This is a genomic window from Streptomyces sp. JLBG701, assembly GCF_058544905.1.
In genome coordinates, this window is record NZ_CM178588.1 from 5,783,384 (window position 1) to 5,795,231 (window position 11,848).

Consider the following 11,848-nt stretch of genomic DNA (forward strand, 5'->3'; position numbering starts at 1 on the left):
GATCGCATCGAACAGTGCGCGAGAGGACACGCCACGAGAAGAGCGGTAAGGGTCATAATGGCATTGCATCTCTTACCTGTGGACGATTAGATTAGTGCTCATGACACAGGCTCCCGTGACCCCCAAGGCCACTCGGCGACAGCACGATCGAGAGATCGTCGCACTGGCCGTCCCGGCCTTCGGCGCACTGGTCGCCGAGCCCCTCTTCGTCATGGCCGACAGCGCGATCGTCGGACACCTCGGCACGCCGCAACTCGCCGGACTCGGCGTCGCCTCGGCCCTTCTCACGACAGCCGTCAGCATCTTCGTCTTCCTCGCCTACGCCACCACGGCCGCGGTCGCCCGACGCGTCGGCGGCGGCGATCTCCAGTCCGCCATCCGCCAGGGCATGGACGGCATCTGGCTGGCCCTGCTGCTCGGCGCCGCAGTCATCGCCGTGGTCCTGCCCACGGCACCCGGCCTCGTCGGACTCTTCGGCGCGTCGGACACGGCAGCCCCGTACGCGACCACGTATCTCCGTATCTCCGCCCTCGGCATTCCGGCCATGCTCGTCGTGCTCGCCTCGACCGGCGTCCTGCGGGGACTGCAGAACACGAGAACACCCCTGTACGTCGCCGTCGCCGGTTTCGTCGCCAACGCCGCCCTCAACGCGGGCCTCGTCTACGGCGCCGACCTCGGCATCGCGGGATCCGCCTGGGGCACCGTCATCGCCCAGTGCGGCATGGCCGGGGTCTATCTCGTGGTGGTGGTCCGCGGAGCCCGCCGACACGGCGCTTCGCTGCGTCCCGACCTCGCGGGGATCAGGGCTTCCGCCCAGGCCGGCGTTCCTCTCCTGGTACGCACTCTCTCCCTGCGGGCGATCCTGATGATCGCCACGGCTGTCGCGGCCCGGCTGGGTGACGCGGACATCGCGGCGCACCAGATCATCCTGTCGCTGTGGAGCCTGCTCGCCTTCGCCCTCGACGCCATCGCCATCGCCGGTCAGGCGATCATCGGACGCTACCTCGGCGCCGGCGACTCCCAGGGCGCCCGGGAGGCCTGCCGTCGGATGGTGGAGTGGGGCATCGCGGCCGGCGTCATGCTGGGCCTGTTGGTGGTAGCCGCCCGACCGCTGTTCCTGCCCCTGTTCACCAGCGACTCGGTGGTCAACGATGCAGCGCTGCCCGCCCTGCTGATGGTGGCCCTCTCCCAGCCGATCTGCGGCATCGTCTTCGTCCTGGACGGCGTCCTGATGGGCGCGGGCGACGGACCGTATCTGGCCTGGGCCATGCTGATCACCCTGGCCGTCTTCGTACCGGTCGCGCTGCTCGTCCCAGCGCTCGGCGGTGGGCTCACCGCACTCTGGGCGGCCATGACGCTGATGATGACCACGCGGATGCTGACGCTGTGGCTCCGCACCCGCTCGGGTCGGTGGATCGTCACGGGCGCAACGCGCTGACCGTCCCGGACACGCTCACCGTTTCACGTGAAACAACGCGAGTGGCATCCCGGAAAGTGTCATGTTTCACGTGAAACACGCCCAGCCGTCCACCGCCTCCGGCCACGTGAAGCACTCGGAAGAGGCACACAAGGAACGCGAAGAGGGGCCGCACCCGGCTGGGTGCGGCCCCTCTCTCAGCTATGCCGAGCGCAGCCGTCAGGCCGCGACGACCTCGATGTTGACCTTGGCGGCAACCTCGGGGTGCAGACGCACGGACGTCTCGTGGGCGCCCAGCGTCTTGATGGGCGTGCCCAACTCGATGCGGCGCTTGTCGACCTCGGGGCCACCGGAAGCCTTGATCGCCGAAGCGATGTCGGCCGGGGTGACGGAACCGAAGAGTCGACCGGCGTCGCCGGAGCGGACGGCCAGGCGGACCTTGACGCCTTCGAGCTGGGCCTTCACAGAGTTGGCCTGCTCGATGGTCTGGATCTCGTGGATCTTGCGAGCACGACGGATCTGCTCGACGTCCTTCTCGCCACCCTTGGTCCAACGGATCGCGAAGTTCCGCGGGATCAGGTAGTTGCGAGCGTAACCGTCCTTGACGTCGACGACGTCGCCCGCGGCACCGAGGCCGGAGACCTCGTGGGTGAGGATGATCTTCATTAGTCGGTCACCCTTCCCTTATCGCGCGGTGGAGGTGTAGGGCAGCAGCGCCATCTCACGGCTGTTCTTCACGGCCGTGGCGACGTCACGCTGGTGCTGCGTGCAGTTGCCGGTCACGCGGCGGGCACGGATCTTGCCGCGGTCGGAAATGAACTTCCGCAGCATGTTCGTGTCCTTGTAGTCCACGTACTGGACCTTGTCCTTGCAGAATGCGCAGACCTTCTTCTTCGGCTTGCGCACAGGCGGCTTAGCCATGTGTGTTTCTCCTGTGTGATCAAGAAGTTTGGGTACGAACCCGGCCCATCGAGGGCCCTGGCCCTAGAAGGGGGGCTCGTCCGAGTAGCCGCCGCCGGTGCTGCCGCCGGAGTTTCCACCCCAGCCGCCGCCACCGCCGCCACCCTGCTGGCCACCGGCGGGAGCGCCGGTTGCCCACGGGTCTTCGGCAGGAGCGCCGCCGCCCTGCTGGCCACCGCCGGAGTTTCCACCCCAGCTGCCGCCAGCCTGGCCGCCACCGCTACCGCCGCCGAAGCCACCACCCTGACCACCGCGGCCGGCGGTCTTGGTGACCTTGGCCGTGGCGCTCCGCAGGCTGGCGCCGACTTCCTCGACGTCCAGCTCGTAGACCGTGCGCTTGACGCCCTCACGGTCCTCGTAGGACCGCTGCTTCAGCCGGCCCTGCACAATGACGCGCATGCCTCGCTGGAGCGATTCGGCGACGTTCTCAGCCGCCTGACGCCAGACCGAGCACGTGAGGAAGAGGCTTTCGCCGTCCTTCCACTCGTTCGTCTGGCGATCGAAGGTGCGGGGAGTGGACGCGACACGGAACTTCGCGACCGCCGCACCGGAAGGGGTGAAGCGCAGCTCGGGGTCGTCGACAAGATTGCCGACGACCGTGATGACGGTCTCGCCTGCCATGGGGGAACCTCTCGGCGGGTTTGCTGCTGGCTGCTTTTGGTGCTGCTACTCGAATCCCGAGATCAGCTGAGCGGGATGCTCAGTGGGTCTCGGGGCGGAGGACCTTGGTCCGGAGGACCGACTCGTTCAGGTTCATCTGGCGGTCGAGCTCCTTGACGACCGCAGGCTCGGCCTGCAGGTCGATGACCGAGTAGATGCCCTCGGGCTTCTTCTTGATCTCGTACGAGAGACGACGACGGCCCCAGGTGTCGACCTTCTCCACCTTTCCGTTGCCCTCACGGACGACGGAGAGGAAGTTCTCGATCAGCGGAGAGACAGCACGCTCTTCGAGATCGGGGTCGAGGATGACCATCACTTCGTAGTGACGCATGTGGAACCCACCTCCTTTGGACTCAGCGGCCACGGTCGTTCCGTGGCAGGAGGGTTGTGATGCGTTCGCAACGGTATCGGCCGCCACTGACAATCGGTGCTCCCGAGCGGAAGCGCCTGCAGTGGTCAGGGCAGACACCGGTGCAGAGGGTACAGAGTACCCGCACACCGGCTTCCGGTTGAAATCCGGCCGCGTAGACCGTCAATCTGTACACATCGGGTGTGTACGGCGCTACGATGCGCCGCCTTCCGCAGGAGGTGCCCCATGGCACAAGCATTGCGACCCAACACCGCCGGATCTCTCTTCGCCACAGACGGCAAGTCCCACCCACTCCAGGACACCCTTCTGGCGGTGACCGTGGTACTCGGGGCGATCGCCTTCGTCACGGCGATGTTCCACAGCCTCCATCTGGTGAGCTCGTGGACCGGTCTGGTGGGGATCTTCACCGGCGCGTACGGACAGTGGATCTCGGTGACCACCCGCGAACGCTTCGGCCTGATCCTGGGTCTCGGCGCCGCAGCCATCGGCTTCGGCCTCGGCATGGCACACGGCGGCCTCTTCGGCGGCGTCTTCGGCTGAGGCCGGCCGCAGAGGCCACCCACATCCCTCACCGCGGAAGTACCACGCAGCCACTCGCACGGGCGCGCAAGTACCGCGGAACGCGCGCCGGAACACCTCGGCGGCCCACAGGCCGGGGCGAAGGTTCCGTACGCCCAGTCAGGGCGCTCGCAAGGCGCAGTAGGCTTCGGCGCGAGAGCCGGAGCCCCTGTACCCATGGGGACACACCAGCCCGAGGAGCGCCCCGAATGAGCCTGACCCTGAGGACCATCAGCCGAGAGCAGCATCTGGCCTACATCCAGAGCCTGCCCGCGGCGAGCCACATGCAGGTCCCGGCGTGGGCTGATGTCAAGGCGGAATGGCGCTCCGAGAACCTCGGCTGGTTCGACGAGAAGACCGGCGAGCTCGTCGGCGCGGGTCTTGTCCTCTACCGGCAGCTCCCCAAGATCAAGCGCTACCTCGCCTATCTGCCCGAAGGCCCGGTCATCAACTGGTTCGCGCCGAATCTGGACGACTGGATCCAGCCGATGCTTGCGCACCTCAAGCACCAGGGCGCCTTCTCCGTGAAGATGGGCCCGCCGGTGATCATCCGGCGCTGGGAGGCCACCTCCATCAAGGCGGGCATCCAGAACCCGGATGTGAAGCGACTGCGTGACATCGAGGCCGACTTCATCGAACCGCGCGCCTTCGAGGTCGCCGACAAGCTCCGTCGTATGGGCTGGCAGCAGGGCGAGGACGGGGGCGCCGGCTTCGGTGACGTACAACCCCGGTACGTCTACCAGGTGCCGCTGGCCAACCGGTCCCTGGAAGAGGTCCACAAGAACTTCAACCAGCTGTGGCGCCGCAACATCAAGAAGGCCGAGAAGGCCGGTGTCGAGGTCGTCCAGGGCGGCTACGAGGACCTTGCGGAATGGCAGCGGCTGTACGAGATCACGGCGGTGCGCGACCACTTCCGGCCCCGCCCGCTGTCGTACTTCCAGCGCATGTGGACGGCTCTCAACAGCGAGGACCCCAACCGGATGCGGCTGTACTTCGCCCGGCACGACGGGGTGAACCTGGCGGCGGCGACGATGCTGGTGGTCGGCGGGCACGTCTGGTACTCCTATGGCGCCTCCGACAACATCGGCCGTGAGGTCCGGCCCTCGAACGCGATGCAGTGGCGGATGCTGCGCGACGCCTACGCGCTCGGTGCCACCGTCTACGACCTGCGCGGCATCTCCGACTCGCTGGACGAGACCGATCACCTCTTCGGCCTGATCCAGTTCAAGGTGGGCACGGGCGGGCAGGCTGCCGAGTACCTGGGCGAGTGGGACTTCCCGCTGAACAAGCTGCTCCACAAGGCCCTCGACATCTACATGTCGCGCCGCTGACACAGGCACCGGTGACGCACCACAATTTGCTTTCACACCTCTGATACACCGCAGCCACCAGAAAGGTTCCAGGTCCGGCCATGGCGCTCACGCTCTACGTCGACACCGCGCGCTGGCGGGCGCATCACAAGCACGTGTCCGAGCAGTTCCCGGGGCTCGTCCCGGTCTGCAAGGGCAACGGCTACGGCTTCGGACACGAGCGGCTCGCGGAGGAGGCCACGCGGCTGGGCTCTGACGTCCTCGCCGTCGGCACGACGTACGAGGCCGCCCGGATCAAGGACTGGTTCGGCGGTGACCTGCTGGTGCTGACGCCATACCGGCGCGGCGAGGAACCCGTACCGCTGCCCGACCGCGTCATCCGCTCCGTGTCGTCGATCGACGGCGTGTACGGCCTCGTGGGCGCCCGTGTGGTCATCGAGGTGATGTCCTCGATGAAGCGGCACGGCGTGAGCGAGCGGGAACTGCCGCAACTCCACGCCGCCATAGAGAACATCCGCCTGGAGGGCTTCGCGATCCACCTGCCGCTGGACCGCACCGACGGCTCTGACGCCGTCGAGGAGGTCATCGGCTGGATGGACCGGCTGCGCGCGGCCCGGCTGCCGCTGCACACCATGTTCGTCAGCCACCTCAAGGCCGAGGAACTCGCCCGGCTGCAGCAGCAGTTCCCGCAGACCCGCTTCCGCGCGCGTATCGGCACGCGGCTGTGGCTGGGGGACCACGAGGCCACCGAGTACCGCGGTGCCGTCCTGGACGTCACGCGCGTGTCCAAGGGCGACCGCTTCGGCTACCGGCAGCAGAAGGCGGCGTCGGACGGCTATCTGGTGGTCGTGGCGGGCGGTACGTCGCACGGGGTGGGTCTGGAGGCCCCGAAGGCGCTGCACGGCGTCATGCCGCGTGCCAAGGGCGTCGCACGCGCGGGTCTCGCCACGGTCAACCGGAACCTTTCTCCGTTCGTCTGGGGCGGCAAGCAGCGCTGGTTCGCGGAGCCGCCGCACATGCAGGTCTCGATCCTGTTCGTGCCCGCGGACGCCCCCGAGCCGAAGGTCGGCGAGGAGCTGGTGGCCCATCTGCGGCACACCACCACGCAGTTCGACCGCATCGTCGACCGCTGAGCCGCGGGAAAGGCAACCGCGCGGGGCGCCGACGACAGCGAGAAGGCCGTACACGAAGATCTCGAACTCTTCGTGTACGGCCTTTCGCGTGGCCTTCCTACGATCTGTTCGCTCAGAGCGAACGGTCCTGGGCGGGTGCCGAATCCTCGCTGCCCCACTCCACCTGAGGCCCGTCGAAGTACGCGGCGTGCCGCGGGGGATGGGCTGCGGGGCCGAGGACGAAGACGTCCTCCGCGCCGTCGAGTACACCGCCCGAGGGGTCGTCGTCGCCGGCCCGGCGCACCACGTCGCGCTCCGGCATGTAGATGTCGCGCACGACCACGGCGCACAGGTACAGCGTGCCCAGCAGGTGCACGGCGATCGCCCAGTGGTAGCCGTCCTGCGGCAGTCCCTTGTGGGCGTCCCCGCTGGTCGTGTACGCGAGGTACATCCAGATCCCCAGGAAGTACGCCACCTCGCACGCCTGCCAGATCAGGAAGTCCCGCCACTTGGGTCGGGCCAGCACGGCGAGGGGGACCAGCCACAGTACGTACTGCGGCGAGTAGACCTTGTTGGTGAGGATGAAGGCGGCCACGATCAGGAAGGCCAGTTGGGCGAAGCGCGGCCGGCGCGGGGCGGTCAGCGTGAGCACAGCGATGCCCACGCAACACAGCAGCACCAGCAGCGTGGCCAGGGTGTTGACGGTGTCGGTGCTGAGCGGGTCGGTGGAGTTCTGGGCCATGATCAGCCAGAAGGAGCCGAAGTCGACGCCCCGCTCCTGGGAGAACGTGTAGAACTTCGACCAGCCGTCGAAGGCGAAGAGCATCACCGGCAGGTTCACGACCAGCCAGGCGACCGCCGTGCCCCCCAGGGCCTTCCCGAAGTCCCGCCACTTGCCCGCGCGCCAGCACAGCAGGAACAGCGGCCCCAGCAGGAACACGGGATACAGTTTGGCGGCCGTGGCGAGCCCCAGGAGGACGCCGAAGGCGAGGGGGCGACTCCGCGACCACATCAGCATCGCCGCGGCCGTCAGAGCGACCGCCAGCAGGTCCCAGTTGATGGTCGCGGTCAGCGCGAAGGCGGGCGCCAGGGCGACGAGCAGACCGTCCCAGGGGCGCCGCGCGTGCGTACGGGACACGCATACGACGATGACGACCGCGCACACCATCAGCATCCCGGCGTTGACCATCCAGTACCACTGTTCCTGGTCCTGGATGCTGCCGGTGGCGGGCGTGAGCCAGGCGGCCACCTCCATGAACACACCGGTCAGCACCGGGTATTCGAGGTACTGCATGTCGCCGGAGAGCTTGTCGAAGTACGGCACGAGCCCGTCGGCGAAGCCGCGCCCCTGGTAGAGGTGCGGGATGTCCGAGTAGCACGCGTGCGTGTACTGCGAACTCGCACCGAAGAACCAGGCGCCGTTGTAGCAGGGCGCCTTCTGGACCAGACCGAGGGCGAACATGCCGATCGCCACGAGTGCGACGACCCGTACGGGAGTCCACCAGGACGTCCCGAACAGGGCGCGCCGCCCGATCGGGCCGCCGATCAGCTCACTCCCGCTCGCGGCGACCCTGTCCTCTCTGGTCGGCCGCACCGGGTCCGGCTCGTACACGCTCGTTGGCGTCGATTCTGCGCTGGGCATGGGGCACATCCTGCCGTACGCGCCTAGGAATACGCCGAGGGCCGCCGCACCTCGTGGGTGCGACGGCCCATGTTTCACGTGAAACACCCTTGGCAGGCGATATGCCCGCCAACCGGTCGGGGCTTCGAGCTAGCCGGAATTTCCGCCGAAGATGCCTCCGTTTTGATTCCCATTGGTGGTATCAGTTTCCGTGGCCGTCGGTGTCGAGGTCACGCCACCGGTCTCCGTCCCACCGTTGCCGTTGCCGTTGCAGCCGAAGGCCGACGTGCAGGTCTCGCTCGCCGTGGCCGACGGCTGGATGACCGTCTCGCTGGGCGTCGCGCTCGGCGCCTCGGACGGCGTGGCGCTCGGCGTCTCACTGAACGTCGGGGTCGGCGACGGGGCGCCGGACTCGTCGTCGACCTTGCCGATCTTCTCGGCGTCCGGGAAGCCGGGGTCGCTGTCGCCCTTGAGTGCGGCCTTCATGTACTCAGTCCACACCGACGTCGGGATGTCACCACCGTGGATGGAGTCCACACCCGCCGTGCCGTTCATGGAGAGCAGCTTGTGGTCCTTCGGGTTCTCCCTGAACATCGCGACCGAAGTCGAGAGCTGCTGGGTGTAGCCGACGAACCAGGCCGACTTGTTGCTGTCGGTGGTACCGGTCTTGCCGGCCGCCGTACGGCCCAGGGCCTTCGCGTTCGTACCCGTACCGTTCTCGATGACGTTCTCGAGGACGTCCGTGACGTTGTTCGCCACGTTCTCCGGCATCGCCTGGGTGATCTTCGGCTTGTCGAAGCCGGAGACCGTCTCTCCGCCGGACTTGACGGCAGTCACCGAGTACGGGTCCGCCTGCTTGCCGGAGGCGGCGAACGTCGCGTAGGCGTCGGCCATGCGAATCGCGCTGGGGGTCGAGGTGCCGAGTGCGAAGGACGCGTTGAAGCCTGCGAAGGTGCTTTCCAGGATTCCGGACTTCTCCGCGACTTCCGCCACGTTCTTCATCCCCACGTCCATACCGAGCTGCACGAACGGCGTGTTGATGGACTGCTCCATCGCCTTGCGGAGGCTGATGTAGCCCCAGGGGTAGTTGCTCTCGTTCTCCTGGAAGAAGGGCGTGTTGTCCTTCTTCAGGACGTAGCTGCCGTCGTTGTTCATGACCTTGAGATGGTCGTTGCCGTTGTACTTGCTCGACGGTGAGAGCCCCTCGCCGTCAGTCTTGTACGTGCCGTAGTCCATGGCCGCGGCCAGCACGAACGGCTTCCACGTCGAACCGACGGGCACGCCCGAGCTGTCCGCGTTGTTGGTGAAGTGGTTGTTCTCGTAGCCCGCGCCGCCGTAGAGGGCGACGATCGCACCATCGTTGGGCTTCACCGACGCCGCGCCGAACTGGACGTACTTGTCCAGATCGTTCTTCTTCGGGTCGAGGCGGTCTTCCTCGATCTTCTTGACGGCCTTGCTGAGGGCGTTGACCTTGTCCTTCTCGAAGGTCGTGTAGATCTGGAAGCCGCCCTGGTCGAACTCGGTCTGCGAGATGTCGGAGTGGGCCAGGACGTACTTCTTGGCCGTGTCGACCAGGTAGCTGACCTGGCCGGTCATGCCCTTGGTCGCCTTGAGGTCATCGGGCATGGGGTACTTCTTGGTGGCCGTCTGGTACTCGGCGTCCGTCAGATGCCCGTCGTCGTGCATCTGCTCGAGGATCCAGCTCCAGCGCTCCTGGGAACGCGCCTTGTTCTTCGCCGCGGTCGCGTTGACGGCGTCGATGCCCGGGTTGCCGATCGGGTCGTAGTACGTCGCGCCCTTGAGCAGGGACGCCAGGAAGGCGCACTCGCTCGGCGTGAGTTCGACCGCGTCCTTGCCGTAGTAGGTCTGCGCGGCGGCCTGGATGCCGTACGCGTCACGGCCGTAGTACGCGGTGTTCAGGTAGCCCTGCATGATCTGGTCTTTGGTGAACTGCGTGCCCACCTTTATGGAGATGAACATCTCCTTGACCTTGCGCGTGACCGTCTGGTCCTGGCTCAGGTAGGTGTTCTTGACGAACTGCTGGGTGATCGTCGAACCACCCTGCGTCTCACCACCCCGAGCCATGTTGAGGACCGCCCTGGCGATACCCGAGGGGTCGATGCCGTTGTCGTCGTAGAAGCTCTTGTTCTCGGCCGAGACCACCGCGTACTGCATCGCCCTGGGGATCTGGTCGATGGACACGTTCTGCCGGTTGACGCCCGAGCCCGTGGCGACCATCTGGGCGCCATTGGCCCAGTAGTAGACGTTGTTCTGCGACTTCGCCGCATCGTTCTCGTTGGGGACGCCGACCATTGCGTACCCGATGCCCACCGCGGCCACCAGGCTGCCGAAGAAGAACACGCACAGGCCGGAGACGAGCTTCCAGGAGGGCACCCAGCGGCGCCATCCGTACTTGTCGAAGCGCGGATAGTCGATGATCCGCTTCTTGCCGGGCGCGGAGCGTCCTCTGCCCTGCCCGGGGCCGTTGGGACCGCCGGGACGGCGGCCGGCGGGCTCGGCCGCTCTGCGGCGCCCGCCACTGCTTCTCTGTGCCGCGCGCCGGGCCTCGGCTCGGCTGCCGTACTGAGGCTCCTCGCCTCCCGCCCCAGTGGAACCCGACCCGTAGGAGTCGGAAAGGGAACCGGTGGTGGCGCCTCGCGGTGCCGCACGGCGGCCGGAGGACGGGCCGGACTGGCCGCGTCGGGCCGCGGCACGTCCGCCTCCCTGCGGCTGCGGCGGTTTGCGACGGTGCTCGCTCATCGAACGATTACTCCTCGGGCAGGCGCACCTTTGCGCGCCTGGAAGCGGCGGCTGGTTTCCGGTCCCCCCGAAGTACGGATGTGGTCGCTTCCGCATTCACCCGTACTACACCGAGGGCGAGGACGCCCTCAGGCGTCACTCGGTTCCCGGTGGTGTGCATGCCGCACAGACTACGCACCGTCAAAACCCACCTAGCCCCGAAGTTCACCCCAAATCAGGCAACTTGCCTCCCATGAATCCTTGATGTGACGCCGTTCACCGTCCTTCCACTTGTCGCATCCGGAAGGCCGTTCTATCGTCTGGATGTATCGAGTCGATACATCAGCTCGGCATAAGGACCGTCACAGTGCGACCGCGGCAGAGAGGAGGCGACGATGAGCCGGCGTTCCGGGATCCTCGAGTTCGCCGTCCTCGGCCTGCTCCGCGAGTCGCCGATGCACGGTTATGAGCTGCGCAAACGACTCAATACGTCACTGGGCGTGTTCCGTGCGTTCAGCTACGGGACGCTCTATCCCTGCCTCAAGACGCTGGTCGCCAACGGCTGGTTGATCGAGGAGCCGGGGAACGCCCCCGAGGACGCCCTCGCCGCCTCACTCGCGGGGCGCCGCGCCAAGATCGTCTACCGGTTGACGGCGGAAGGTAAGGAACACTTCGAGGACCTGCTCTCGCAGACGGGGCCCGACGCGTACGAGGACGAACACTTCGCCGCTCGATTCGCCTTCTTCGGGCAGACGTCACGCGACGTACGCATGCGCGTACTGGAGGGCCGCCGCAGCCGGCTGGAGGAGCGCCTCGAAAAGATGCGCGCCTCCCTGGCGCGCACCCGGGAGCGCCTCGACGACTACACGCTTGAGCTCCAGCGCCACGGGATGGAGTCCGTGGAGCGCGAAGTGCGCTGGCTGAACGAGCTCATCGAAAGTGAGCGGGCGGGCCGGGACCTGAAGGGTCCCGCCCATGGAGAGCCCACTCGCGACACCACAGAGGGAGCGCCGGGCGTCCTGCCCCGGACCGGGGACAACCCCGGTCCGGATACGCCCGGCGACACCACCACGTGAGACCCCTGCCAGGGCCTCACTCGTA

The 11,848-nt window shown here is 67.1% G+C and carries 11 protein-coding genes; 5 read left to right on the plus strand and 6 right to left on the minus strand.

Going from position 1 to position 11,848, the window contains the following annotated elements:
• Positions 1-100: 100 nt before the first annotated feature.
• Positions 101-1,438, plus strand: a complete 1,338-nt coding sequence (locus tag AC5DRG_RS26785; protein WP_491801994.1) for an MATE family efflux transporter — start codon at positions 101-103, stop codon at positions 1,436-1,438.
• A gap of 198 nt (positions 1,439-1,636) precedes the next feature.
• On the opposite strand, the gene rplI is transcribed toward AC5DRG_RS26785, so the two are convergent.
• The 4 genes from rplI to rpsF form a co-directional block, all read right to left on the minus strand.
• Positions 1,637-2,083: a 50S ribosomal protein L9 gene (rplI, locus tag AC5DRG_RS26790; RefSeq protein WP_491801995.1), complete on the minus strand. Its 447-nt coding sequence runs from the start codon at positions 2,081-2,083 to the stop codon at positions 1,637-1,639.
• A gap of 18 nt (positions 2,084-2,101) precedes the next feature.
• On the minus strand, positions 2,102-2,338 hold the full coding sequence (gene rpsR, locus AC5DRG_RS26795) for a 30S ribosomal protein S18 (RefSeq protein WP_006381652.1): 237 nt from the start codon (positions 2,336-2,338) through the stop codon (positions 2,102-2,104).
• A gap of 63 nt (positions 2,339-2,401) precedes the next feature.
• Positions 2,402-2,998: a single-stranded DNA-binding protein gene (locus AC5DRG_RS26800; RefSeq protein ID WP_491801996.1), complete on the minus strand. Its 597-nt coding sequence runs from the start codon at positions 2,996-2,998 to the stop codon at positions 2,402-2,404.
• Positions 2,999-3,077: 79 nt separating this feature from the next.
• Complete coding sequence (gene rpsF, locus AC5DRG_RS26805; RefSeq protein WP_006604399.1) at positions 3,078-3,368, minus strand: 30S ribosomal protein S6; 291 nt, start codon at positions 3,366-3,368, stop codon at positions 3,078-3,080.
• Positions 3,369-3,632: 264 nt separating this feature from the next.
• Between rpsF and AC5DRG_RS26810 the strand changes: the two genes are divergently transcribed.
• From AC5DRG_RS26810 to AC5DRG_RS26820, 3 genes are all read left to right on the plus strand, one after another.
• Positions 3,633-3,947: a hypothetical protein gene (locus AC5DRG_RS26810; protein ID WP_491801997.1), complete on the plus strand. Its 315-nt coding sequence runs from the start codon at positions 3,633-3,635 to the stop codon at positions 3,945-3,947.
• Between the two features lie 227 nt (positions 3,948-4,174).
• Positions 4,175-5,296: a peptidoglycan bridge formation glycyltransferase FemX gene (gene femX, locus AC5DRG_RS26815; protein ID WP_491801998.1), complete on the plus strand. Its 1,122-nt coding sequence runs from the start codon at positions 4,175-4,177 to the stop codon at positions 5,294-5,296.
• Between the two features lie 80 nt (positions 5,297-5,376).
• Complete coding sequence (locus tag AC5DRG_RS26820) at positions 5,377-6,408, plus strand: alanine racemase (RefSeq protein WP_491801999.1); 1,032 nt, start codon at positions 5,377-5,379, stop codon at positions 6,406-6,408.
• A gap of 112 nt (positions 6,409-6,520) precedes the next feature.
• Here AC5DRG_RS26820 and AC5DRG_RS26825 read toward each other — a convergent pair whose 3' ends face one another.
• Positions 6,521-8,038 carry a glycosyltransferase family 87 protein gene (locus tag AC5DRG_RS26825; protein WP_491802000.1) on the minus strand — a complete coding sequence of 506 codons (1,518 nt, stop codon included), beginning with the start codon at positions 8,036-8,038 and terminating at the stop codon, positions 6,521-6,523.
• A 120-nt stretch (positions 8,039-8,158) separates the two neighbouring features.
• Positions 8,159-10,768: a transglycosylase domain-containing protein gene (locus AC5DRG_RS26830; protein ID WP_491802001.1), complete on the minus strand. Its 2,610-nt coding sequence runs from the start codon at positions 10,766-10,768 to the stop codon at positions 8,159-8,161.
• A gap of 374 nt (positions 10,769-11,142) precedes the next feature.
• On the opposite strand from AC5DRG_RS26830, the gene AC5DRG_RS26835 reads away from it, so the two are divergent.
• Positions 11,143-11,823 carry a PadR family transcriptional regulator gene (locus tag AC5DRG_RS26835; RefSeq protein ID WP_491802002.1) on the plus strand — a complete coding sequence of 227 codons (681 nt, stop codon included), beginning with the start codon at positions 11,143-11,145 and terminating at the stop codon, positions 11,821-11,823.
• Positions 11,824-11,848: the final 25 nt, after the last annotated feature.